A 24,458-nucleotide genomic window follows, 5' to 3' on the forward strand; every position below is an offset into this window, starting at 1 on the left:
CGTCAAGCCTATCGCTCCTTAAAGGCTCTCTTCGCTTGTTCTTTCAGCGGCTCAATCAGATAGGCTAAGGCGGTCCGGCTGGGCGTTTGTATGAAAACATCAACCGGCATACCTGGCACCAACTTCGCGCCGCCCAGCCTTGTAACCTGATCCGGCTTGAGCGACACGCGCACCGTATAATGGCTCGCTCCGGTACGCGGATCCTGCGTTAGATCGGCCGATACCAGAATGACGTTGCCCTCGATCTCGGGTGTGGTCCGCTGGTTAAGAGCCGCAAACCGGATGAACGTTGACTGACCGACATAGACTTGTTCGATGTCACGCGGTGAAATTTTGACCTCGACCGCCAAAACGTCGTTGTCGGGTACAATCAGCATGATCTGCTCACCAGGCGCGACAACCCCACCGACCGTATGCACCATCAGTTGATGAACCCGGCCGTTCTGCGGAGCGCGAATATCGATGCGATTAAGCTGATCGACCGCGGCAATCTTGCGCTCGGAAAGCTCGGAAATCTTCGAACGAGCCTCGATCAGATCCTTGCCGACCTCTGTCCGCAAATCTTGGTCGATCTGAATGGTTTGAAGTTCAATCTCGGATATCTTGCCCTTCGCCTGTGCGATCATTCCGGCCAACTGGCTGCGCTCGCCCTCAAGACGCGCCGTGTCGCGCTCCAAAGCGGTCAGTCGGGTAATCGGCACAAGCTTCTTCTGCCAAAGCTCCCGGACACCCTCCAGTTCCTCATGGATGAAACCAACTTCCTTCCGCTTGGCCTCGAACTGTCCGGTATAGCCTGTGATCTCATCACGCAATTGGGCGCCACGCTCTTTCAACTGCGCCTTCTGTCCCTCTCGAGCCAGTCGGCGAAGATCAAACAAACTTCGTTCAGCCGCAATCGCACGCGCCGCCTCCGATTGAATGTCTTTCGCGCGATCAAGCAGGGCGCTCGGGAAAATCACCTGCTCAGCACCCTCCCGCTCGGCTTCTAAACGAGCCTGGCGCGCGAGCAATTCATCATAGCTCTTCGTGATAATGGTCGCGTTTGCGAGAGTCTGGGTCTGGTCGAGACGCACCAGAATGTCTCCGGCCTTGACCTGATCGCCATCCCTTACACGCAGTTCGCTGACGACGCCGCCGGTCAGATGCTGTACTTTCTTAACGCTCGAATCGACGATAATGGAGCCTTGACTGATGACGGCTCCCGACAACTCGGCCGTGGACGCCCAACCACCGATACCTAAAACCACCACGGCCGTGACGATTATCCCGGTGACGATATAGCGCTGGATCGAATGTAGCGCGGAGGCATGGGAAACAATCATCGAGCCTCTCCAACGACCTTTAGCGGCGGCGCATTCGCTCGAAGTACTTTGTGAAGAACGTCCTCCTTCTTACCCAACGACTGGATCCTCCCTCCAGCGAGAACCGCGACATGATCTACACCATCCAATGCCTTTGGACGATGCGCGATCACCACCACGATGCCGCCACGACGCCGCACGTTCAAGATAGCTTCGGTAAGCGCTTCCTCGCCCTCAGCATCCAGATTCGATGTCGGCTCGTCGAGCACAACGAGAAACGGATTGCCGTAGAACGCTCGGGCAAGCCCGATGCGCTGCCGCTCACCGGCCGAAAGCGCCATCCCACCCTCACCGATCTTTGTCCCATACCCATTCGGAAACGAGACAATTAGATCGTGTACTCCGGCGGAACGGGAGGCTTCCAGCACCGCATCCGGAGTTGCGTGAGGATCGAAACGCGCAATGTTGACGGCAATGGTGCCATCGAACAACTCTACATCCTGCGGTAGATACCCGATATGTCGACCGAGGGCCTCCGACGACCACTGCCCAAGTGCGGCATTATCCAGACTGATCTGGCCGCGAAGTTGCGGCCAAATGCCAACAAGCGCCCTTGCAAGCGTGGACTTTCCTGATCCGCTCGGCCCGATAATCGCTAACCCCTCGCCCTTCGACAACTTGAACGAGACATCGTTGACGATAGCCTTCTCGCCGGCTGGCGCAGATACGTGCACGTTTTGAACCGTCACGCTCTGGACTGGCGCGGGAAGCGAAAGGCGCTCCTCCTCCCTCGGCAGCAATGTAAGTAGATCGTCCAGCCGGCGAGCTGATTGTCGAGCGCTGACAAAGCTTTTCCAGTTGGCAATTGCCACCTCCACGGGTGCCAATGCGCGAGACGTGAGAATTGAGCCCGCAATGATGATGCCCGCCGTCGACTCTTGATATATGACGAGATAGGCGCCAACGGCCAAAACTGACGACTGAAGAATTGCACGAAAAACTTTCGACGTTCCCCCGAGGCCACTTGCCACATCGCTCGCAGCCTCCTGCGCGACCAGATACTTCTGGTTGACCTCGCGCCAACGTAGCGCTGCCAGCCGCCGCATACCCATGGCATGCAAAACTTCGGCGTTGCGCCGCCCCTCGGACGCGAGTGCATTACGCATCACGGCAAATTGCGCAAACGCCTTGGCCGGAGCCTGCGTTCGCGCTTCGGTTAGGATTGTGATGACAATCAGGATCAATGCGCCAACAAGGGCTGCTACCCCAATCCAGAAGTGAAACATAAAACAGATGCCAATATAAATCGGCATCCACGGAAGATCGAAAAGCGCCGATGGCCCGCCGCTCGAAAGGAAGCTGCGAACTTGATCAAGATCGCGAAGAGACTGCAGGCCGTCACCGTCACCCCGAGTCTTCAATGGCAGCCGGACAACTGCATCAAACACCCTAAGGCCAAGCGTTTCGTCAAGATGGCGGCCGATACGAACGCTGATGCGGCTACGGATGAGATCAAGCACTCCCTGAAACGCATAAAGAACCACCGCCAACGTCAATAAAGCGATCAGCGTTGGAATGCTGCGGCTGGGCAGAACCCGATCATAGATCTGCAGCATGAAAAATGATCCGGTGAGCATCAGAATATTGCTCACGCCGCTGAATGCCGCCAAACCCCAGAATACTTGGCGGCACGATCTCAGAAATCCGGAGATCTCGGATTTTGAAGTGACGTATTCGTCACCCGCTCGCGAGCGGCCCGAGAAAACTTTCTTGCGGGCGCCTTCGGCGATACCTTCCAACGCAACGCGCGCGCGTCCCGCTGGAAACATCGATCGTACACGTTCGTTCAGTGCAGACAAAGCCCCCGCAAAAACCGAGGCGAAATCGACTGCGGTCTTCGCAGGCAGGGGCATTCGCCCCGGCCTTCCGGAGTTAGTCATGATCGTCCCCCAATTCATATCACCGTTAGATGACCCCGGCAGATTTATCACCTACCCATCTCACGGCATGCACAAGCCTACCCGAAGTGGAAATCCGACTTATCGATCGCGCGCCCTTGCTCCCTTGGATAGCCGATCATTTCTATGGGATGTGCAGGTGTTTCCGATAGCAGGATTTTCAGGTGGTGCTGTCGGAGACAAGAACGACTGATGCGATTGAGGTGGAAGTTAGTGCATCCCGACGCCGCCAAAGCGGCGCCGGGACGTGGGGGCTCTACGAGCCCGTCGCTTACGCGAAGTGAAAGTCATAATGACTAAAACCGCTCAGCGTGGCATTCTTCAATGTTAGCGAGTCGTTCCCAGTAGAAATGACAACGTCTTGACCAACTTGGCTCGCGTGGGAAATCATATCCGCAAAGTCGGTAAACACGTTTTTGCTGAACTCAATTTTATCTTGTCTCCATCCGACTGAGTAGTTCGCCTCAAAATCTTTGATGGTATCATTGCCAAAATTTTCGGCGAACACAAACGTGTCAGTTCCCCCATTTCCGATGAACACGTCATCGCCTGACGTGCTTTTCAGAATATCGGAGCCGTTCGTGCCGGTAATTACGCTCCCCGAACTGGCGACGACTTTCCCACTGTTATCGACCTGCTTTGCAGAGAACGAATTTACTGCATTCGGCGACGAATATGTGGAATAACTCCATGACCCGCCACTATCAGATGTCACGCTTCCGATCGCTTTTTCGCCATCGAAGATCTTGATCTGACTGTAAGCGTCAGCAGTCCCCTTTATCACGACTGACTTGGACCAAGTATGGTTCGCATCCGTGAGGTTGACGTAAGTCGTTGAGGCGCCTGGCGCGTCGAGCACGGTAATACCCTTCGCCACGGAAAGCCCACTGACGTTACCGGCGGCATCGACCGCGCTGGAGGTAAAACTGTGTTTTCCGTCGGCGAGAGGTCCGGTATCAAAGCTCCAGGTACCGTCGGCCTTGGTTGTTGCGGTGCCGATTTGCTTGCCTGCATCAAATACCTTGATGGTGCTATTCGCTTCGGCCGTTCCTTTCAAAAGAAAGTCATCGACCGTCGTCGTCCCGCTGACGGCTTTGCCTTTGTCCGTAAAGACACCCAGTGTCGGCGCACCAGGCGCCTGGGTATCGATGGTCACCGAAAGAGTAGAAGACGCCGGCCCGGTCTTGCCCTGAGCATCGGTTACCTTGGCCGTCAGATTGTGCGCGCCATCAACGAGCGTAGCCGTTGTGAAGCTCCAGACGCCCTTGCTATCAGAAGTCGTGGCGCCGATATACTTCGCGCCATCATAGAACTTGACGGTGCTGTTGGCAGCCGCCGCTCCCTTCAAGGTCAAAGTATTATCGTTGGTAATGAAGTCACCAACTTTGCCACTGTCATGCGAGAACGATGCGATCGTCGGAGCGTTCGGGGACGACGGAGCGGTCGGCTGACTTGGCGTCAATGGCGGAGTAATCGTGACGGAAAGCGCTGTCGACGCCGCACCGGTGTTACCTGCTGCGTCGGTCGCCTTGGCGGTAAAGTTATGGCCGCCATTTGAGAGCGACTTGGTTGTAAAAGTCCATGCACCAGAATTGTTGGCTGTGGCGGTGCCAATCTGGGTGGAACCATCGAACACCTTCACGGTGCTGTTAGCCTCCGCCGTTCCGTTCAACTTGGCGATTTGAGTGCTTGCAAGCGTTGCCGCCGAGGTCGACATGGTGATCGTGGGCGCCGCAGGCGCGACGGTATCTATCGTCAATGATTGCACTGCCGAAGCCTGGCTCGTCACGCCCGAACTTGTGGCCGTCACCGTGAACTTGTGCGCACCATCTGAAAGCACCGCGCTGTTGAACGACCAGGTACCGTCCTTGGTCGCCGCAACCGTACCAATCTGCTTTGTGCCGTCAAACACCTTCACGGTACTATTGGCGGCCGCCTTGCCCTTGAGAGTAATCGTGTTGTCGTTGGTAATCCCGTCGCCCGCGACGCCGCTATCGTCGGAAAACGAATCGATTGTGGGCGCTCCAATCGCTGGAGTGCTACTCCCACCAACCACCGGAAAGGGCGGCGGAATAAGTGCACCCGGAACGAGCTCCCCGTTCACGATCGTTGCGTAACGCACATTCTCCCAATGGGTGATGTGTATATCAGCATTCACCTCCTGGAAAAGAAGGGGATCATACATGAATGGTCCCACAAAATACACGTCCTTGAGCGAGACCGAGATATCCTTGTCATCCGCGTTGATGCGCAAACCGAATGGGCCGCCTTGGAAGACCACGTTATCGAACGTAAAAGTCCCGTTGTAGTCATCGGCAATGAACATCCCGGCGGTAGCATTGCTGTTGTGTGATACGATGGTCGTGTTGGTGATGGTGACATTTCCGGTGCTGCCCGGAGAATAAGCCTGGATCCCATCCGCGTGATCGCCCGCGTTTCCCTTCGTCTCAATGTACGAATTGTTGATGACAATGTCGCCGCCACCCCCAATACGAACACCCTCGGCTGAACTAATACGGACTCCGTCGAGAGTGAATGAGCCACGACCGACCACAGACGCAGTATGGCCAGTATCGGTGATGCTCGTGTTCGAAAGTACCCCACCGTTTGCCAGAGTGACAGAACGAGAATTAGTAGCGCCGCTGAATATAGAGTCATTCCAACTGAGAGGAATGGCTGCCATTTTATTTCCTCCTGATAGCTTCGCTAGTTTCCCCATGGCGCGCGCCCATTCCAGTTCCCTGGGCAACGACACCAAACTAAATGCGCCCATCAGCGCAGCGTTGCCATCTAGTTAACGGTAAGGGCTTTTCTGGGACAATATAGTGACCCACTCAAGGTAATTCTAAGTGCAGATGGAATCCATCCAACCATTTGCGCAGCGCAATAAACAAGTCCCTCAAAATAAAGCGTTCGTTCAACGGCTTTGGCGAGTATTATACTCGTGATGCTTAGAAGAGCCGGCAGTCTCCGCAACCTTAAAGTATAGGAAGAACCAAGCCACTACTTGCCAATATAATATATTCGATAATAATAAAAAGCTGAAACAAATCGAGAAAAGCGGCGGCGGGATGCTCGTTGAATAATTTTAGATACGAAAGAATCTAGGCGTGTAACTTCTCCGCAAACGCCATCTGGCATCGTTGCTAAACAACGCACCAAGATTTCGGATCGGGCGAACTGCGCAGCTTACCAAACAAAAACATCAGGAGCACGATTGCCGCCGTGGTAATCCATCCGGCCGCCCTGTCTTTCCTCTTGCACCGTCCAGCATTCCCATGAATGCGACTTTTCCGCTCGCAGCAGAGTCTTTGATTATGTATCGTAACACGAACAATAACCCGACTCCGAAATGGCAAATCCAGCGCCACCCCGCAAAGCGCCGGGAATAAAGAACGCTATTACGCGCGGACAGATAGATCGAGAGGTAAGAGCGCTGCTCACACGTAACAGCCGATCCGATAGTAGTTCCACCGACATGGCGAATGGCGGCTTTACTGGCAAAACCGATGCGGTGTTTTCCGCGCCGGAGCCCCCAATCCAGATCTTCCATATAGAGGAAGTAATCTTCCGCCATGAGACCGACGTCCTCAACAAATGCGCGGGTTACCAGTACACACGCCCCACTTATCGCATCGATTCTGCCAAGGTCTTCCGCCGATGGCGCGCTGCCGCTTGGCGCATTTCTTCCTACGGCAATGACTCGACCCGTCATCCGCGACCAATGCAGCCCGTAATTGATAATCTTGTCCGGCGAGTCGTCGAAAACCAGATTTCCGCCAACCATGCCGAAACCCTCAGCAGACTTCGCCACCAGTTCGGACAGGGCCCGTCTATCCACTTCGGTATCTGGATTTAAAACTAATACCGCATCCCAGCCGGATATGCCGAGCAACGGTTCAAGCCACGCGTTGACGCCACCGCCGTAACCAAGATTTTCCGCCGCTAGTCCGACCCGCACCACGTTCGCGCGATCCTGAAATCGGCATTTCGTAACCGATGCCAATCGTTTCTGCGGCTTATCGAGAGGGTCTAACTCGCTGGACGTTCGAAGCAACGTTTGGTCCGGTCCAAGGAGCGTAGCGAGCAGGGTCTCGTAGGCTGCTTTCCCACCATTCTCACAAATGAAGACTTCGAAGCGACTTAGGTCCGAACGCGTGAGCGATTTCAAGCAACGGTCAACATCACCGGCATTACCGTACGAGACAATGATGACGGCCAGCTTGACGTTAACGGTCGACATAACCCGGCCACTCGCTCATACTGTCGCAACGGCCGATTGGTCGTCGCAGCGGCAACTAACGCACCTCGCGCATTAGGCGCGCATCTCCGATAAAAACCAGCCCGAAGGCAAGCCACAATTGATTGGGTTCTGATTCAACTGCGTTGAGCCTAACCCTGAGCCGCCCTTTATGGATTGGGTTCACTTTGCACTGGCGCGGCCCATCATTCGCTAATGCGGCCGGCTCAAGGGCGGCCGCGATGACAGCAAAGCAGCGACCTGTTTGAAACCCGCCTGTTTTATTTTGGCCCGATGACTTTATCGTACTCCTTCCGTGAAGGCTCGTGGCGGAACACAATCAACGCTGGCGCCCAAAAGCTTGTAAAAACCTGATCTCAGAGCCGCTTAACCAAATTTAAGCAAATTCCCCTACTCAAAGAAATATTATTATTGATTAAATTTTAATATTCGATAACATCGATAATCGGACAAGGTTATTGTTTAATTTTTTAAGCCGCAATCGGGCTGGTATTATGACCGAGCCGTCTCACCCTGGAAGTCATGTTGTTCGACGGAAGGCCGCACGCCGCAAATTGCTGGCGGTTGCCTCGGGCGGTGGTCATTGGATACAGCTTCTACGTATCGGTCCAGCGTTCCAGGATTGCGATGTTACGTTCGTGACAACACACGAATCCTATCGATCTCAGGTCGCCGGCTATCGGTTTTTGACCGTAACCGACTCTAATCTCTCCACCAAACTCCGTCTTCTTAAGACCGCGTTTGAGGTTGCCTCGATTATCGTGACCGAGCGGCCCGAGATCGTCGCTTCGACCGGCGCCGCACCCGGCTATTTCGCCCTTCTCCTCGGTCATTTGTTCGGAGCCAAAACAATCTGGTTGGATAGCATCGCGAATGTCGACCGGCTGTCGGTATCCGGCCGTCGGATTGGCCGCTACGCAGATCTGTGGCTGACCCAGTGGCCGGATCTGGCAAAAGCTGGCGGACCATATTACGTGGGTTCGGTGTTATGATTTTTGTTACCGTGGGCACCCAGGGGCCTTTCGATCGTCTGATCCGGGCGGTCGACGAATGGGCGGGCGTGCGCGGCCGTTCCGACATCTTTGCCCAGATCGGTCCCTCCGACTTTTGTCCCAGGCACATCCGCTCCGCACCGTTTGTGGGCGCCGACGAATTCAAAAAGCATGTCGAAGTCGCCAACCTTATCATCGCTCATGCCGGAATGGGGTCGATCATCGTCGCCCTCGAACTCGGCAAGAGGATCGTCGTGATGCCGCGCCGTGCAGATCTTGGTGAGCATCGCAACGATCATCAGATCGCGACCGCGCGCCGCCTCTCTGAAAACGGCCGTATTCTCTCCGCCATGGATCGGCAGGAACTCCATGAGAGGCTGGATGATCTCCAGAATCCGACGACCTCGGAGCGACTTAACTCCGAAACATCTTCAGATCTGATTCGCGCCATTCGGACGTTTATTGAAGCAAAGAACATTCGCTCTGACGATAAGGGGTGTCGCCCGGACTCGCCAGGCAGGATGCACAGAGCCGCCCACCAGCCGGCGTCCGATGCCAGCCGGACAGTGAAACCATCGTAAAAGTTCTTCTTCTGCGCGTTTCGCCTTCTGCGGAGCGCAGCAAGGAGACCCCAATATGACAGGTAAAACATGACGAACAGGCAACTCGGCGTCGGCGTAATCGGTTACGGATATTGGGGTCCCAATCTCGTCCGGAATTTCTCGAACGGCATATCGACCCATGTGGTCAGCATATGCGATCTCGATCCTGGCAAGCTCGCGACCAGCCAACGGCTCTATCCAGGTGTCACAACCACTTCGGATTTCCACGACCTGCTGACAAACCCGGCGATTGATGCGGTCGCAATCGCAACTCCGACCCGCACCCACTACGATCTGGCTCTGGCTGCTCTGACGGCGGGGAAACACGTCTTCGTCGAAAAGCCACTAGCACCGACGGCGGATCAGGTCCGCCGCCTGATCGACGAAGCCAACCGCCGCAATCTGATCCTGATGGTGGACCACACCTTCCTCTATACGCCGGCGGTCCAAAAGATTCGCGAACTTATCCACACCGGCGAGCTAGGTGAAATCTATTATTATGACAGTATCCGCTCGAGCCTTGGCCTGTTCCAAAGCGATGTCAATGTGATCTGGGATCTCGCCGTTCACGATATTTCCATTATCAATTACATTCTCAAGGAAAAGCCCATTTCGGTTTCTGCAACCGCGTCCTGTCATGTTGACGGCTCGCCAGAGAATATGGCGCATATCACGCTGTTCTTTGATTCCAAATGCGTCGCCCATGTCAGCGTCAACTGGCTCTCCCCCATCAAGGTGCGTCAAACCTTCATCGGCGGCAGCCGCAAGATGATCGTCTATGACGACGTCGAACCGACCGAAAAGATCAAGGTGTATGACAAGGGCATCATCCTGAATCCCTCGTCGGAGAACGCCCATCAGCTCAAAATCGGATATCGCGCGGGCGACATGTGGGCTCCTCATATCTCGACCACTGAAGCGCTTCAAACCGAGATTGAGCATTTTGCCGATTGCGTCATGAGTAATAAGGTGCCGATCTCGAGCGCTGCGTCGGGACTGGAAATCGTCGAGATTCTCGAAGCCGCGTCGCGATCGATCACCGAACAAGGTCGTCCGGTCCGCCTTGGACAGCCCATTGCATTTCGAAAAAGTGCCTAGAGTTTCTGTCTAAGCGGGCTTGCCCGAGAACTCCATGGCCTTTGATCCGCCGCTGATCTAAAGGAACCGCTTCACGCCAATCTTGTTCACCTGAGATCACAGTCATTCTTCAGATCGCAAGATGATGTAACTCGCCATGGGCTCCGTTCAACGCTCAATCTTTTTCTCCGCGATTGAGCGGTATGGCGGCCTGTTGCTGTTTTTCATCTCGACCGCGATCCTTTCACGACTGCTGACTCCGGCGGAGTTCGGCATCTATGCGGTCGTAAACGCGGTCGTTGCGATCTTTGCGGCGTCGTTCCAAGAGTTCGGCGGCGCCAACTATCTCATTCAGAAAGAAGACCTGACAGATCGGGATACCCGTACGGCATTTACCGTCACCGTCTGCATTTCGATCGCTCTTGCACTGATACTTGTCGTTTCCGGCAAGGTTTTTGTCGTATTCTTCAAGCAGAGCGGCCTCGATACCGGCATGGCCGTTGCAGCCCTGAACTTTCTTCTGACTCCGTTTTCGGTCGTGATATCGGCCTTGCTCCGGCGGAAAATGGCATTCGGAAAACTTGCCCTCTGCAGTCTTACTGCGAATTCTGTCGGAGCAGCCGTTTCTATCGTGCTCGCCGTTCTGGATTTCAGTTTCATGGCGCCCATCTGGGGCGGAGTCGCGATGAATCTGTTCCTGACCATACTGTTGGTGGCGACGTCACCCAACATTCGAATCTTCAATCCATCCCTCTGGAACTGTTCGGACGTCCTCAAGTTCGGGATATACTCAGGCGGCGTCAGCCTGATCAACGTCTTCTATAATCTCTCGCCACAACTGTTCCTTGGCCGCATACTCGATTTCAGCGCCGTCGGACTTTACAGCCGTGCGATCGGGGTCACCCAGGTCTTCGACAAGCTGGTTGGTCAGGTGCTGGGTCCGGTTATCATGCCGGCGATCTTCGTCGAAAATCGTGCAGGAACAGGCCTCCGCAAGATTTACCTAGACTCGGTAACGCTTCTGAGCGCCGTCCAGTGGCCTGCCCTTACATTCCTCGCCGTCATGGCCCATCCGATCATTCTGATCTGGCTGGGTTCGACATGGATCGAGATCATCCCGCTTGTGCAGCTTCTGTGCATTGCGAATCTGGCTCTGTTCGCCGCCTGCCTGACATATCCGATGCTGGTTGCGGTGGGGCACGTGCGCGACGCGCTTATCTCATCGCTCATCTCGCTGCCGCCCTCCCTGCTTCTGATTTTTGCCGCCTCATTCATCGGCATCGAAGCAGTCGCGGCGTCCGCGCTTCTGACACTGCCGCTACAGGCCTTCGTCGCGGTCTATTTTGTCAGCAGGCACCTTGATGTAAAATCGAGTGATCTTCTTGGCGCGATCTCCAAAAGCGCGCTGGTGACGCTCGCCAGCTTGATACCCGCCGGCGTCTGCGCCGCGCTCGTGGCTTTCCTGATAGTTCAACCTATCGCCGGGCTAGCCTTGGCTTGTTTCGGTACGGCCCTATGTTGGCTGCTGGCATTGATTGCGACCCGCCATCCCTTGCTGCCGCTGTTGCAGCAGGCGAGCCGCGCGGTACTCGAGCGTCTGCCGTTCAAATTTGCGCTGCCCGCGCGGCGCAACGTCGTGCGATGGATGATTTTTCCAAGAAACCGCATCTCAAGACAGATCGGGGCCAGAACCAATGCCAATCAAAAATGATGTTCAGCTAGGACGTAACGTCCGTATTTTTCACCCCGACCTAGTTAATCTCTATGGATGCATTATCGGAGATGAAACCCGCATCGGAACCTTCGTGGAGATTCAGGTTGGCGCCAAAATTGGTGCTCGATGCAAGATTTCGTCGCACACCTTTATCTGCGAGGGCGTGACGATCGAAGACGAAGCCTTCATCGGACACGGCGTTATGTTCACCAACGACAAACAACCGCGCGCCACGACCGAGGACGGCCGGCTGCAAGGTGTCGATGATTGGCAGGTTGAGCCGACTCGAGTCGGGCGCCGGGCATCGATCGGCTCCAACGCCACCATCCTATGCGGAATCTCGATCGGCGATGGCGCCATTGTCGGCGCGGGCGCCGTCGTCACCCGTGACGTGGCGCCGGGTGATGTGGTCGCCGGCGTTCCAGCCCGATCCGTCAAATCCAGAATCAATGCGCCTGCCTGATGGTTCGACCTTTCCAAATTAATCAAACCTGCGGAAATGCCTTGTCTGCCAGATGGATCGATTTAGTTTACTCTGTTATTATCTTTTAAATTGTGTAGTTTTGGTTTTTGCCTCAGAATTAAACGTTGCCGCGAGCTGCGCCCTACAAAGGATTATTTCCTTGATACCCTTTCTCGATTTAAAAGCGCAATATCTGCAAATGAAACCCGAGATCGATGCCGCCGTGCTGCGCGTCATCGATAGCACCCAGTATGTGCAGGGTCCAGAAGTGGCTGCCTTTGAGAAGCGATTCGCGCTTTATTGCAGTACCGAACATTGTCTTGCGGTGAACACCGGGACATCTGCCCTGCATCTGGCCCTTCTTGCAGCGGGCGTTGGGGCCGGCGACGAGGTCATCACCGTTTCGTTGACGTTCGTCGCGACCACGGCTGCCATCCTTTACGCCGGCGCCAAGCCGGTCTTCGTCGACGTTGATCCCGAGACACGGACGATGGACCCGGAGGCAATCGAAGCCGCGATCACACCGCGAACCAGGGCGATTCTCCCCGTCCATCTTCACGGGCTGATGGCCGACATGGATCCCATCATGGAGATCGCCCGGCGGCACGGCCTCGTGGTCATCGAGGACGCAGCGCAAGCTCATGGCGCGGAATACAAAGGCCGGCGCGCCGGTTCGATTGGCGATCTCGGCTGCTTCAGCTTTTATCCCGGCAAGAACCTCGGCGCATATGGCGAAGGCGGCGCGGTGGTCACCAATAAAGCCGACTATGCGCAGCGCATTTCACTGCTTCGCGACTGGGGTCAGGAATCCAAGTATAATCACGTTTTACGCGGCTATAATTACCGCATGGATGGGATTCAGGGCGCCATTCTCGGCGTCAAGATGAACTATATCGAGGCATGGACGGAAGGCCGCCGTGCCGCCGCCTCGCAGTATGACCGCTTGCTGCAGAAATTACCCTGTCAGCGGCCGGCGTCTCCGGCGGACCGCAGGCACGTCTACCACGTCTATGCGGTGACCCTTGCTCGACGCGACGAAACGCAGGCCGCCTTGCAGGCCGCGGGAATCGGCACTGGCATCCATTATCCCATTCCCGTGCATTTACAGAAGGCCTATGCCGATATCGGTCATGGCGTCGGTTCGCTGCCGGTTACCGAAGCACTTTCGAAACAGTTTTTATCGTTGCCGATCTACGCCGAGTTCAAGCCCGAGCAGGTTGATGTGGTTGCGACGGAACTGAAAAAGGCTCTTCCAGCTCTCGCGGCGTAGCACGCGTTTTCTCGTTTCGCTCTCAAGCGAAGCGAGATTCATCAAATTGCAAATGGAGTGTAATGTGGCCGACTTAAAGGGAAAACAAATCCTGGTCACTGGCGGAGCCGGATTTATAGGCTCTCACATCGTCGACCTTCTGTGCGACGAAGGTTGCCGGGAAATCGTCGCTATCGACAACATGGTGCGTGGGCGCCCGGAGAACCTGAAGAAGGCCCTTGCCCGCGGCCCGGTCCGATTGATCGATGGTGATATCCGCGACAGCAAACTGATGACGTCGCTGATAAAAGATGCGGACATCGTGTTTCACCAGGCGGCCTTGCGGATCACACACTGCGCAGCCGAACCCCGTCTCGCAATGGAGGTCATGGTTCAGGCCACCTATGATTTACTCGAGCTTTGCGTCCAGCACCACATCGAGAAAGTGGTCGCCGCATCCTCGGCATCGGTCTATGGCATGGCCGATGAATTCCCAACGACGGAACATCACAACGCATATGATAACCGTACGCTCTACGGCGCCGCGAAAGCCTTCAACGAAGGTTTGCTCCGCACCTTCAACGAGATGTATAAGCTCGATTATGTCGCCTTCAGATATTTCAACGTCTACGGCGAGCGCATGGACATTCACGGGCGGTATACGGAAGTCCTGATCCGCTGGATGGAACGGCTGGAAGCGGATCTGCCGCCGATCATCTTTGGCGACGGCCAACAGACCATGGATTTCATTCACGTCAGGGATGTCGCCCGCGCCAATATTTTCGGCGCCAAATCCAACGCCACCGATCAGGTATTTAACGTGGCCAGCGGAACCGAAACCAGCCTGGCGCAGCTCGCGACAGCACTGGCCTCGGTCATGGGTCGAGCCGGCCTCACCCCTGAATTCGCTCCGGAGCGTAGCGTCAATCCTGTTCCTCGCCGTCTTGCTTCGACGGTGAAAGCAGAAGAGTTGCTCGGCTTCCGGTCCACGATTCCGCTCGAACAAGGATTGAATCAACTCGTTGCGTGGTGGCGTAGCGAACTCTCATCCACGGCAACGCCCCGGCAAAAGGAGGCAGCCGTTTGATAACCCGGGCGATTGCTTGATGCGAATGAAATCGAGACTGCTCGCGAAATCTGGTCCGGGCTGGGCTCCGTATTTCCGGTGCCTGCCCTCGAACCGGAGCTATGGAAACCGAAAGCTAACCGAAACTAATCCATCTGAATTCGGCCAGCCATGATTTCGATCGTTGTCCCTGCCCACAATGAAGGCTCCGTAATTGCACGGACGTTGAGCCAATGGGTCACAGCCATGGCTTCGGAGGAGGTCGACGTAGTCGTCGTTTGCAATGGATGCATGGACGACACCGCGGCAGTCGCACGAGGCTTCGAACCCACCCTCCGTGTTGTCGAATCTGAGATCGCGAGCAAGACCCATGCTTTGAACCTCGGCGATCAAATGTCGAGCGGTTTCCCCAGAATTTATGTCGATGCCGACATCCTGATCTCCATTGACGCGATCCGGGCTCTGGCAAAGCGGCTCGCGCACGGCGACGTTCTGGCAGTTGCGCCAACGGCGGATATCAATCTGACGGGCTGCTCATGGCTGATCCGCAAATATTACGATGTTCGTTCGCGACTGCCGTCTTCGCGGGAGGGGATCGGTGGGTCCGGCGTCTACGCACTATCCGAGGCGGGGCGAAGACGGTTCGGTAAATTTCCGGACGTCACCGCCGACGACATCTACGTTCGCCTTCAGTTCGGCATGAACGAACGAAAGACCCTACCGGACGTGACATCCACGGTCTTCCCTCCACGCACCGGGTTGCAGCTGATCGCGATCAGAACCCGTGCCTATAGAGGAATCTTCGATCTCGCCCGACGCTTTCCGGACCTACAAAAAAACATGGGCGAAGCCAATGATTCGAGGCTTCTTGCACTGCTCAGCAAGCCGAAGTTGTGGCTGGGGCTGGTGATCTATTGTTTAGTCAACATTATTGCACGGTACAGAGCAACGCGAGGTCTTCGAAGCGAAGTCCATCTTTGGCATCGTGATGAAACCTCTCGCACCGCGCTATCTACAGATTTATTCAAATAATTTAAACAAGAGTGTAGCCTTCGTATCCCCATCAACCTGCCGTATGCCATCCTTCATCGTTACATGGCATCGCCGCCCCGACCGTTTCGATGAGGTGTCCAGCGACGCACCCGGCACCTTTCATAAGGTTACCAACACTTCACCGAACATGTCTCACTCAGAGAAAACGTATCCGACAAAGCAGAGGCGCTGGCATCATCATGATCCCGATTGCAAAACCATTTCTTGATAAGGCCGAAGCCGACGCCGCGCACGAGACAGTTCTCTCCGGCTGGCTGTCTCAAGGCCCTCAGGTGGTTGCCTTCGAACGCGAGTTCGCAGCACTCGTCGGTGCGCCGCATGCCTGCGCGGTGTCGAACTGCACGACCGCTCTGCATCTCGCGCTGCTTACCCTTGGGATCGGAGCCGGCGACGAAGTCATCACCGCGAGTCACTCTTTCATCGCAAGCGCCAACAGCATCCGCTACTGCGGCGCAACTCCTGTTTTTGTCGACATCGACCCCGCCACTTACAACCTCGATCCAGCATGCGTCGCCGACGCGATTACCGAACGCACACGCGCGATCTTGGTGGTACACCAGATGGGAATGCCATGCGAACTAGTATCGCTCACGGCTTTGGCCGAGCGCCACGGCATTGCCGTGATCGAAGACGCCGCCTGTGCAATCGGAAGCCAGATCAAGATCGGAGACAAATGGGACCTGATCGGGAAACCGCACGGGACAATGGCGTGTTTTTCGTTTCATCCTCGCAAAGTCATCACCACCGGCGAAGGCGGCATGTTGACGACCTCCGATTCCGATCACAATCGCAAGCTCAGACTCTGGCGACAACATGCGATGGACGTTCCTGATACCGTTCGGCATGGCTCGCCAGAAGTTATCTTCGAAAAGTATCTTTTCGTTGGGTTCAATTACCGGATGACTGACATGCAAGCCGCTATCGGGCGAAAGCAGCTTGAACGCCTCCCTAATCTGATTGCGCGGCGACGTACGGTCGCGGCCCGTTACAGCGAGCTCCTAGGTAGTTTTGACGGTTTGATTTTGCCGCACGAGCCGGAATGGGCGCGATCCAACTGGCAGAGTTACTGTGTACGTCTGCCCGATGGCATCGATCAGAGAACGGTGATGCAGAACCTTCTCGATAAAGGCATCGCCACACGGCGCGGCATCATGTGCGCACATCGGGAAGCGCCTTATGCCGGCGGCGAGCAACGCCACGACTTGCACCAATCCGAACTTGCGCAAGACCGCTCGATCCTGCTTCCGATCTACGCGCAAATGGTCGAGGAGGAGCAGGTGCGTGTCGCTAATGCGCTACAGTCCGAACTGGAGCGCGTACGCGTGTGATTTATGGACTTTGGCGCGGCGCACGAGGCGCGCTGCGCCGATTCAAGTCGCCTTGATTATGTATATGTGATGCTATTGCGGGCCTGTTCTGAAAGGCAACGTCTCACCGCGCTTGCCGTTCGTGATAACCGCAGCGATCAACTCGCGTGCGTTATTGTCATCGACCGACGACCTGCCGGTCCACCGCTGATACTTTCGTCCGATCTTGTTGCCTACCAACCCGGTGCTGACATGGACGAAATCCGAAAGCATACTCCCAAAGGGCGCGGGGTTCCGAATTGCAGACAGATACAGATTTTCAACGACGTTGGCCGCGTGCTCCAAGCTAAATCTCTGCTCCGTGAGCTGGCGGCCAAGCTGCCCCAACTCGCTACGCAACTTCGGCGAGCCGACAAGCCGCTCGAGCGCAATGCGAAGCGCTGGCGTCCCCACGCCCAGCGAACCCGACCCAAGACCGTACCATCCCTGCCCGAGAAAGACCGGTAGGCTTTCCGAGGTCAATAATTCGCTGAAACCCTCCTCGCCGACGACGACAAGTGGCTTTCCGAAAGCCATTCCCCGCAACGCCGAGCCGCCTTGACCGATAACGACATCCGCTGCAGCGTAGGCAGCGGCAGGATCTGTCATCTCGCCTGTGATCAACACAACTTCGCGGCCTGCGGACGCGTTGACCGCGGCGGCGTGTCGCGCCACCTCGCCGCGCGCGCGGCCATCACCGACGATGACCAGCCGCACCGGACAGCCTGCGACGGCCAGTTCACGAACCGCCTCGCATGCCGATAACAGACCTTCCAACTTAAGATCCGGCACCAGCCGGCAAACCATGGCGAGAAGGACTTCATTCGGCTGAATGCCATGCCTGGCGCGAAAACCATCCCCGTCGACAGCTGGATTATCCGCGTTTGTATCCACCGGTGGCTCCAGCAGTTCGACCTGGCGGTACCCTGCTTCCATCGCGGCCTTGCGAATGAATTCCGTTCCCACTGTCAACGGCACGTCACGGGGCAAAAACGAGGCCACCGACATCGACATTATTGTCCCGACAACAGCGGTTCGATGAGGGACACGTGCGCCAAAAAACGCCTCGATGATAGGAGGCCACTCATGTCCGTGCACGACATCTATACCGCGTTCCCGCACCAGACGGCCGATTGTGCGCATCACACTCCCCGATGGCCGTCTCCGACGCTCCGGAATCTCGATATGCTCGAGCTCCATCCGCCTCACCCGCTCCACAAGCGGGCCCGGTTCCGACAACACGATCACCTCGTGCCCGCGCTCGCGGACCGCGCCCGCAAGCTGTAGAGCGTTTAACTGCGACCCTCCTACTTCCATTGAATGAGGGTAAAAAAGTACCTTCATGCCTTTTCGCCCTTCACGTCTGCCGGAGAAGGCTTGGCCGACCGGCTGTTCAAAATAGCGACACACGTGCGGACGTACCAGCGTCAGCGTTTGACTTTCGTCCTATTAATTTATAACTCTTGTCATATTAATTATTTAATTCAATTTCCGTAACGATGCTTTTTTTTCGAAGCAGGGCGATCCAATTTATTGTATCTTTTAACGTAAGGTTTGTTTTCCTGCGGTTGTCCGCACAACGGGTCTCGGCGGCGACAAAACCGACATTAGCTTGGAAAGGACCATTCCAAAAATGACTGTCCTTGATGACCATGCCCGGAGTGCATCGTTCCGCATTCTCGTAGCGCTGGCAAGCTATGGCACGTCCAACGACCGTTACCTGGAGCGGCTCATTCATGAATACCGATCCATGCCGTTCGATATCGACATCGTCGTCCTTTCGAATATCGACAAATCTGCTCCGGGCATTGAATGTCGCGTAGGTTTCCCAAACAAGAACCCGTGGTCGCTGCCCTTTGCCCACAAGCAGCTTTTTGCCGAGCGGGCCAGCAAATACGACCTGTTCATCTACTCCGAAGACGACATCGTGATCACGGAAAAGAATGTCCGGGCTTTTCTAGAGGTGACAGCGGCGCTTCAACAGGACGAAATCGCAGGGTTCTTACGGTTCGAGCAGGGCGAGAACGGCGAAAAGAGTTACCCGGACATTCACGAAAACTTCCATTGGGATTCGACATCGGTTCGGGTCAGAGGTCCCTACACCCTCGCCCATTTCACCAACGAGCATGCGGCCTGCTACGTTCTTACACAAAACCAGCTCAGAATGGCGGTTCAGTCGGGGGGATTTCTGGTCGATCCTCACGAGGAAATGTACGACCTTCTTTGCACGGCAGCCACAGACCCCTACACGCAATGTGGCTTCAAGAAGCTCGTTCCGGTATCACACATCGAAGCCTTTACCGTTCACCACGCATCCAACAAGTATGCGGGACGTGTCGGCATCACCAAAACTGAGCTTACCGATCAGACCGAAGCGTTGATCCGGATTGCCGAGCAGTGGAAGACGCCGCGCCCATTGTTCAACACCGAGACAAAACTTCCCCGCGGACATTACTCCAAGGATTATTACGAGCCGATCAACGAGGACGTAATGTCCGCAATCCCACGAAGGGCGCGCAACGTTCTGTCAATCGGATGCGGATCCGGGGCTACGGAAACGAAGTTGATCGAGCAGGGATTGCGAGTCGTTGCATTGCCTCTGGACCCCGTGGTTTCCAATAGTGCCGCCGCTCGTGGCGTGGAAATGATCGATGGAAACATTCACGAGATCGTGACGCTGACACATGGAGAGAAATTCGATTGTATCCTTTGTCTAAACGTCCTGCATCTTGCCCAAGACCCAGAAGGGGTGCTGTCGAGGTTAATCGATTGTCTGAGCGACGGCTCCACATTAATCATTCAAAGTCCAAACATGCTGTCTCTTCGTACCATTCGGCAGATCTCCCATGACGTATCCGTCCTTCAACTAGGAAAGGGCTATTCAACCACCGGAGTCCACCTCAGTACAGCTCGTCGCGTGAAGCGTTGGTGCATCAAGTCGGGAATGAAGATCGATCAAACGATCGGGGTTCGGAATCGCCAGGAAACAAACACATATGGCAAGATAACCTCCGCGATCAGCGATTTCCTTCCAAAGTTTTTTGCGATCTCCTTTGCAACATCCGTCGTGGTATCGGCAAAACGGTCGCCGGACGTGCGCGGGCGTCTTCCATCGCCAACGAAACCTTTGCACCCAGAACAAACTGACTTCATCACTCAATGAAGACTACACCGGAACAACATTTCACTATTGATCCGCGTAACCCGTGAGTTCCGTATGGTCGAACAAGATCTCCTGCAGGAGAACAAAGTGAATCGGAATCACATCTCCGGCGGCCAGGCAGCACGGCGGATCGCGTTTGTCACTATCGGCGACGGAAGCAATGTAAGATTCTGGTCCGGCACCCCGTTCCATATGTCGCAATCGCTCGCAAATGAAGGCAACGATATAGTTCATGTTGGTCCTCTAAGCGCGCCGGTCCTGCCATTCTACAAAGCGTATTCTAAACTTCTCCGCACGTTTCGCAGGCGAAGCCTCTCGCCATTCCAGGCCGCTTCGGTCGTCGCACAGTATTCGGCGGACGCGGCGCGAAAGATCCGCGCGCTCGCGCCTGATGTCGTGTTCGCGCCTGCCGGATCCACCTTCGCCTGGAACGTGCCCGCCGGCGTGCCACTTGTCTATGCGTCCGACGCGACCTTCCGGCTGATTGAGGACTATCATCCGAATTATCGAAACCTGTCCCGCACCGCTCGCGAAACCTCGGAACGACTGGAGCGCGATACGATCGCGCGCGCTGATCTCATTCTCTATCCGTCGCAATGGGCGGCCGAATCTGCCGTTCGGGATTACGGCGCGGACCCCGCGCGGGTGCATGTCGTTCCCTGGGGAGCCAACCTCAAGGAGGCGCCGAGCCGTGATTCTATCCTTGGAACCCGCAAGCCGGGCCCGTGCCGGCTGCTGTTAATCGGAGTCAATTGGGGCGAGAAAGGCGCGGACACCGCAGTCGAGACCCTCGTCGAGTTAAGAGCCAGAGGTGTCGAGACAGAACTCGTGATCTGCGGATGCACGCCACCCAAGCCCGTCTCCCAAGAGGGCCTGACGATTATCCCTTACCTCGACAAGAACGATCGCGAGCAGCGAGACCGAATGGCTCAACTCTACCGCGATGCGGATTTCTTTCTGTTGCCAACCCGAGCCGACTGTAATCCCATGGTGCTTTGCGAAGCCGCTGCCCATGGCCTGCCGAGCGTTGTGCGCGCCACCGGAGGGGTGCCCTATGCCGTGCACGAGGGCGAAACCGGAATTTTGGTGCCCCCAAACGCCACGAAGGTGGACTATGCGGCCGCCATCTCCGAGATATTTGCAAACCCGGAACGGCTGGAACGCATGAGGCAATCGAGCCGTGACGCCTTCGAGACGAGGCTGAATTGGCAAGTCTGGGGACGGCGCGTGTCGAAGTTGATACAAAGCCTATGATAGTCTTAAATTATCATGAGCTCGTTGAAACTTCGCCCGCGAATGCGTGGTGCCTGACGCATGATGCATTCGATACGCATCTCGCCCTTTGCGGTGATATGCTGATCTCGCCTCAAAACTTCATGGACCACTGGTCTCATCCGAAGGCCAGTCATAATAGCGGAATTCTGCTCACTTTCGATGATGGCTTTCTGTCCGACTACACGCATGTTTACAATCGTTACATAATGACCGGTCGCATTCCGGGTTTTATATCCTTTATCCCTGTCGATTTCGTCGGTACGGCGGGACGCATGGACTGGACAATGATCGAAGAGATTAGCAGAGGCGGTGGCGTTATTGGCTCACACGGGATGGCTCACGCTGATCTGACGACGGTCTCGGATGTTGAACTCAGTCGTGAACTCAAGATGTCGAAATCGATACTGGAGCACCGTCTCGGGAAAGAGGTTCCCCTTTTTGCCTTTCCATACGGGCGCTTTTCCCGGCGGGTTTGGGATGCGGCTCTGAAGGCCGGCTACACGCACCTTTTCACAATCCAGCTAGGACATCACCGCGGATTCGAATCCTTTCTTTATTCCCGACTTTGTCTGACAAATAATATGGACGCGGAATATATGCGCCAGCACTTGCTCGATCCGAATGTGAAGCGGGGCATTGCCTGGAAGGTCAGTACGAAGCTGGGCCTTTACAGGCCGCTGATGCGCTGGCGATATCGATAACGTCCAAGGTCGCCGGCCAGAAGATCCGTCAAGCCTTCTCGTCAGACGCAGGAGCGGAAATTTTGCCCTGATAGGATCGGAGCTTTCGTTGTATCCGACAAATATCAGTCGCTACTATTCGCACCAAAGCGATCAAGCCATTTGTCGTAAGGGGGAGCCGGTTGGAACGCATAGCCACAAGAGCACCTCGTCGGATCGGACGTTCGCAACCTTCTGTCGCCCCAGGAGCCGCGGCCGCGCAGCCGGTCCGGGGTCTGAAGCCCTCCATACTCATTCCTATCTTCGTTTTCACGTTAGCGTCACCGGTGCTCTTCTACATAGGCACGGTGCGCCTCTCTCCATATCGGCTAGTGCTGATAGCGACCTTCATTCCATGCCTGATCGCGTGGCTGTCCGGCTCGGTCGGGCGAATACGGTTGCCGGACATTTTCATGCTTTCGACCGCCGCGTGGGGCGCGATCGTACTGTTAAGCCACCATGGCATCGATGGCCTGCAATCTGCCGGTATATTCGTCATCGAGACATTCGGATCATTCCTTTTCGCCAGGCGGTATATTCGAGACATCACCGCGTTTCAGAATATGGTTAGATACCTCACGCTCATGGTGATCTTTCTCCTTCCGTTCGCCATCTATGAGAATGTTTCAGGATCGCCGATTCTCATCCAATTGTTCGGCTCGGTATTTTCTGTTTACGATGTCGTTGGCAGCGAAGCGAGATTCGGACTCAGAAGAGCACAAGGCACCTTCGAACATTTCATTCTGTTCGGCGTCGTTTGTTCAACCGCCTTCGCTCTCAGCTTTTATGTCCTTCGCAACTCGCTTTTGAGCCGATTGAGTCCAGGTTTTGTGGCCATAGCGGTTGTCTCCTCTCTTTCCTCAGGAGCGATCCTGTCGATCGTCGTCCAGGCGATGTTGATAGGCTGGGACAAAGTCACTGCGGCCGTAACGCGGCGCTGGGCTATATTGGCTACAATCGTGCTTACGGCCTATTTTCTCGTGGACGTAACGTCCAACCGTAGCCCCATCGACGTTTTTATTTCATACCTGACGTTTAACGCTGACACATCCTACATGCGCGTCCATATATGGAACTACGGGACCCAGTCGGTGATGAAGAATCCGATCCTAGGAGTTGGTATGAACGACTGGGAACGTCCATTTTGGATGGGTGGCAGCATTGATAACTTTTGGTTGGGTACGGCCGTTACCTACGGCATTCCCGGCCTGTTGTTAATGACCGGCAATTTTCTTTCGGTGTGCTTCGGTCTGGGACGGCTGAAGAATCTTCAATTCCATGCAGCACAATGCCGTAAGGGTCTCATCATTACGATATGCGGTGTCGCCCTCGCCGTATGCACGGTCCACGTGTGGGATGCGCCTTATGTCTTGGTCCTTTTTTTGCTCGGCAGCGCTATGTGGATGTTCGATGACCGTGTCGACGCTCCCGAACCATCCCGCAATCATGTATCCCGGCCGCCTCGCCGTGGCATCAATCGAAGGATTTGACGAGATCGCCTGGCCCCAGAGTGTATCGGCCCCAAGCTAGGCGACCTGTGCGCGGAAGGATGTAGAGCGTTGATTTGAAGGATTATTGACAAGCGACTTTGTGCGTGATTTTGCGCCGCTGCTACGAGTTTGTCGTCATGCTGCTACCGTAACGATGGAAAGCTTGAGGTTGTAGGCGATAGTGGTGAGGTGAATCTGCACGGCAGCTTTGGCGAGGCCTCGCCATCGCATTCGGCGCAGGCCGTAACAGCGTTTCAAGGTGCCGAAGATTTTCTCGATGCGCCCGCGGACACGGTGGATCGGCCGGTTCTAGGCAGTGAGGCGAACGAGCGTTTCGGCCTCGTCTCGCCCCCACATGCCGGTCGCGACAATGCGCGGCGTGCCTCCTTTGGCCCGAACCGCGTCGCCGAAGTGATTTCCCCGATAGGCGCTGTCGGCGAACGCCTCGCCTGGATCATCGGGCAGGGCGTCGGGTCCGGCGTATCGCTCCGGCGGCGGCCACCTTGCGTGGTTTGCTGGGGAGTGAAGACATAGGTGTATGACTGACCATACGCCTATGTCGCGGGTTTCGCGGCTTGAAGTTGTCTCGACGGGCTCGCGTCGCCGTTGGACCCTTGCAGAAAAACATCGGATTGTAGCGGAGAGCTATGGTGGGCAGCGGCTGGTATCGGTCACGGCGCGGCGCAATGGGATATCCGTGAGCCAATTGTTCGCATGGCACCGTTTGGC

21 protein-coding genes and 1 pseudogene are annotated in these 24,458 nt (G+C 55.7%); 15 read left to right on the plus strand and 7 right to left on the minus strand.

All coding sequences use genetic code 11. From position 1 onward, the window contains the following. Positions 1-8: 8 nt before the first annotated feature. The 4 genes from NWI01_RS14015 to NWI01_RS14030 form a co-directional block, all read right to left on the minus strand. A complete protein-coding gene (locus NWI01_RS14015) occupies positions 9-1,322 on the minus strand; it encodes an HlyD family type I secretion periplasmic adaptor subunit (RefSeq protein WP_141384502.1) in 1,314 nt (437 codons plus the stop codon). Further along, on the minus strand, positions 1,319-3,214 hold the full coding sequence (locus tag NWI01_RS14020; RefSeq protein ID WP_244613774.1) for a type I secretion system permease/ATPase: 1,896 nt from the start codon (positions 3,212-3,214) through the stop codon (positions 1,319-1,321). Before NWI01_RS14020 ends, NWI01_RS14015 begins: the two co-directional genes overlap by 4 nt. 316 nt (positions 3,215-3,530) lie before the next feature. Continuing rightward, positions 3,531-6,032, minus strand: coding sequence for an Ig-like domain-containing protein (locus tag NWI01_RS14025; protein WP_141384504.1), 2,502 nt, complete (start codon positions 6,030-6,032; stop codon positions 3,531-3,533). A gap of 432 nt (positions 6,033-6,464) precedes the next feature. Beyond that, complete coding sequence (locus NWI01_RS14030) at positions 6,465-7,502, minus strand: glycosyltransferase family 2 protein (RefSeq protein ID WP_141384506.1); 1,038 nt, start codon at positions 7,500-7,502, stop codon at positions 6,465-6,467. A gap of 512 nt (positions 7,503-8,014) precedes the next feature. On the opposite strand from NWI01_RS14030, the gene NWI01_RS14035 reads away from it, so the two are divergent. From NWI01_RS14035 to NWI01_RS14075, 9 genes are all read left to right on the plus strand, one after another. After that, positions 8,015-8,512 carry a UDP-N-acetylglucosamine--LPS N-acetylglucosamine transferase gene (locus NWI01_RS14035; RefSeq protein WP_181410489.1) on the plus strand — a complete coding sequence of 166 codons (498 nt, stop codon included), beginning with the start codon at positions 8,015-8,017 and terminating at the stop codon, positions 8,510-8,512. Next, positions 8,509-9,093, plus strand: a complete 585-nt coding sequence (locus tag NWI01_RS20320) for a glycosyltransferase (protein ID WP_141384508.1) — start codon at positions 8,509-8,511, stop codon at positions 9,091-9,093. The genes NWI01_RS14035 and NWI01_RS20320 overlap by 4 nt, the downstream gene beginning before the upstream one ends. A gap of 69 nt (positions 9,094-9,162) precedes the next feature. Next, a complete protein-coding gene (locus tag NWI01_RS14045) occupies positions 9,163-10,212 on the plus strand; it encodes a Gfo/Idh/MocA family protein (RefSeq protein WP_141384510.1) in 1,050 nt (349 codons plus the stop codon). A gap of 136 nt (positions 10,213-10,348) precedes the next feature. Then, on the plus strand, positions 10,349-11,902 hold the full coding sequence (locus NWI01_RS14050) for an oligosaccharide flippase family protein (RefSeq protein ID WP_141384512.1): 1,554 nt from the start codon (positions 10,349-10,351) through the stop codon (positions 11,900-11,902). Continuing rightward, complete coding sequence (locus tag NWI01_RS14055; RefSeq protein WP_141384513.1) at positions 11,886-12,368, plus strand: acyltransferase; 483 nt, start codon at positions 11,886-11,888, stop codon at positions 12,366-12,368. Before NWI01_RS14050 ends, NWI01_RS14055 begins: the two co-directional genes overlap by 17 nt. 160 nt (positions 12,369-12,528) lie before the next feature. Beyond that, positions 12,529-13,638 carry a DegT/DnrJ/EryC1/StrS family aminotransferase gene (locus tag NWI01_RS14060; protein ID WP_141384541.1) on the plus strand — a complete coding sequence of 370 codons (1,110 nt, stop codon included), beginning with the start codon at positions 12,529-12,531 and terminating at the stop codon, positions 13,636-13,638. Positions 13,639-13,702: 64 nt separating this feature from the next. Next, positions 13,703-14,704 carry an NAD-dependent epimerase/dehydratase family protein gene (locus tag NWI01_RS14065; RefSeq protein ID WP_244613776.1) on the plus strand — a complete coding sequence of 334 codons (1,002 nt, stop codon included), beginning with the start codon at positions 13,703-13,705 and terminating at the stop codon, positions 14,702-14,704. Between the two features lie 150 nt (positions 14,705-14,854). After that, positions 14,855-15,715 carry a glycosyltransferase gene (locus tag NWI01_RS14070; protein WP_141384517.1) on the plus strand — a complete coding sequence of 287 codons (861 nt, stop codon included), beginning with the start codon at positions 14,855-14,857 and terminating at the stop codon, positions 15,713-15,715. A 200-nt stretch (positions 15,716-15,915) separates the two neighbouring features. Then, entirely contained in the window at positions 15,916-17,064 is a 1,149-nt protein-coding gene (locus tag NWI01_RS14075) for a DegT/DnrJ/EryC1/StrS family aminotransferase (protein WP_141384519.1), read from the plus strand. A gap of 72 nt (positions 17,065-17,136) precedes the next feature. On the opposite strand, the gene NWI01_RS14080 is transcribed toward NWI01_RS14075, so the two are convergent. Both NWI01_RS14080 and NWI01_RS19700 read right to left on the minus strand, forming a co-directional pair. Next, a complete protein-coding gene (locus tag NWI01_RS14080; protein WP_244613778.1) occupies positions 17,137-18,096 on the minus strand; it encodes a glycosyltransferase in 960 nt (319 codons plus the stop codon). 57 nt (positions 18,097-18,153) lie between these two features. Beyond that, positions 18,154-18,426, minus strand: a pseudogene (locus NWI01_RS19700) (glycosyltransferase); the annotation flags it as partial. Positions 18,427-18,715: 289 nt separating this feature from the next. Here NWI01_RS19700 and NWI01_RS14085 point away from each other — a divergent pair. The 4 genes from NWI01_RS14085 (at position 18,716) to NWI01_RS14100 (ending at position 23,729) form a co-directional block, all read left to right on the plus strand. Then, complete coding sequence (locus tag NWI01_RS14085) at positions 18,716-20,245, plus strand: class I SAM-dependent methyltransferase (protein WP_141384522.1); 1,530 nt, start codon at positions 18,716-18,718, stop codon at positions 20,243-20,245. An 87-nt stretch (positions 20,246-20,332) separates the two neighbouring features. Further along, positions 20,333-21,499 (plus strand): glycosyltransferase family 4 protein, encoded by a 1,167-nt coding sequence (locus tag NWI01_RS14090; RefSeq protein WP_141384524.1) that lies wholly within the window; start codon positions 20,333-20,335, stop codon positions 21,497-21,499. Then, a complete protein-coding gene (locus NWI01_RS14095) occupies positions 21,496-22,221 on the plus strand; it encodes a polysaccharide deacetylase family protein (protein WP_141384526.1) in 726 nt (241 codons plus the stop codon). The genes NWI01_RS14090 and NWI01_RS14095 overlap by 4 nt, the downstream gene beginning before the upstream one ends. Positions 22,222-22,571: 350 nt before the next feature. Next, complete coding sequence (locus NWI01_RS14100; RefSeq protein ID WP_181410490.1) at positions 22,572-23,729, plus strand: O-antigen ligase family protein; 1,158 nt, start codon at positions 22,572-22,574, stop codon at positions 23,727-23,729. A gap of 135 nt (positions 23,730-23,864) precedes the next feature. On the opposite strand, the gene NWI01_RS20325 is transcribed toward NWI01_RS14100, so the two are convergent. After that, positions 23,865-23,969, minus strand: coding sequence for a hypothetical protein (locus NWI01_RS20325; protein WP_367399578.1), 105 nt, complete (start codon positions 23,967-23,969; stop codon positions 23,865-23,867). Here NWI01_RS20325 and NWI01_RS19705 point away from each other — a divergent pair. Both NWI01_RS19705 and NWI01_RS14110 read left to right on the plus strand, forming a co-directional pair. After that, positions 23,919-24,263: a hypothetical protein gene (locus NWI01_RS19705; RefSeq protein WP_244613777.1), complete on the plus strand. Its 345-nt coding sequence runs from the start codon at positions 23,919-23,921 to the stop codon at positions 24,261-24,263. The two genes, NWI01_RS20325 and NWI01_RS19705, sit on opposite strands and share 51 nt — an antisense overlap. A gap of 4 nt (positions 24,264-24,267) precedes the next feature. Beyond that, a partial coding sequence (locus NWI01_RS14110) for a transposase (RefSeq protein ID WP_141384529.1) occupies positions 24,268-24,458 on the plus strand: 191 nt, incomplete at its 3' end.

The sequence above is a fragment of the Nitrobacter winogradskyi genome (genome assembly GCF_006539545.1).
Classification (GTDB): Bacteria; Pseudomonadota; Alphaproteobacteria; order Rhizobiales; family Xanthobacteraceae; genus Nitrobacter; species Nitrobacter winogradskyi_A.

What these genes read in the sequence shown, in the direction of transcription:
- NWI01_RS14015 (WP_141384502.1), bottom strand. Translation starts at nt 1,322, where the DNA reads ATGATTGTTTCCCATGCCTCCGCGCTACATTCGATCCAGCGCTATATC.
- NWI01_RS14020 (WP_244613774.1), bottom strand. Translation starts at nt 3,214, where the DNA reads ATGCCCCTGCCTGCGAAGACCGCAGTCGATTTCGCCTCGGTTTTTGCG.
- NWI01_RS14025 (WP_141384504.1), bottom strand. Translation starts at nt 6,032, where the DNA reads ATGGGCGCATTTAGTTTGGTGTCGTTGCCCAGGGAACTGGAATGGGCG.
- NWI01_RS14030 (WP_141384506.1), bottom strand. Translation starts at nt 7,502, where the DNA reads ATGTCGACCGTTAACGTCAAGCTGGCCGTCATCATTGTCTCGTACGGT.
- NWI01_RS14035 (WP_181410489.1), top strand. Translation starts at nt 8,015, where the DNA reads ATGACCGAGCCGTCTCACCCTGGAAGTCATGTTGTTCGACGGAAGGCC.
- NWI01_RS20320 (WP_141384508.1), top strand. Translation starts at nt 8,509, where the DNA reads ATGATTTTTGTTACCGTGGGCACCCAGGGGCCTTTCGATCGTCTGATC.
- NWI01_RS14045 (WP_141384510.1), top strand. Translation starts at nt 9,163, where the DNA reads ATGACGAACAGGCAACTCGGCGTCGGCGTAATCGGTTACGGATATTGG.
- NWI01_RS14050 (WP_141384512.1), top strand. Translation starts at nt 10,349, where the DNA reads ATGGGCTCCGTTCAACGCTCAATCTTTTTCTCCGCGATTGAGCGGTAT.
- NWI01_RS14055 (WP_141384513.1), top strand. Translation starts at nt 11,886, where the DNA reads ATGCCAATCAAAAATGATGTTCAGCTAGGACGTAACGTCCGTATTTTT.
- NWI01_RS14070 (WP_141384517.1), top strand. Translation starts at nt 14,855, where the DNA reads ATGATTTCGATCGTTGTCCCTGCCCACAATGAAGGCTCCGTAATTGCA.
- NWI01_RS14075 (WP_141384519.1), top strand. Translation starts at nt 15,916, where the DNA reads ATGATCCCGATTGCAAAACCATTTCTTGATAAGGCCGAAGCCGACGCC.
- NWI01_RS14080 (WP_244613778.1), bottom strand. Translation starts at nt 18,096, where the DNA reads ATGTCGATGTCGGTGGCCTCGTTTTTGCCCCGTGACGTGCCGTTGACA.
- NWI01_RS14085 (WP_141384522.1), top strand. Translation starts at nt 18,716, where the DNA reads ATGACTGTCCTTGATGACCATGCCCGGAGTGCATCGTTCCGCATTCTC.
- NWI01_RS14095 (WP_141384526.1), top strand. Translation starts at nt 21,496, where the DNA reads ATGATAGTCTTAAATTATCATGAGCTCGTTGAAACTTCGCCCGCGAAT.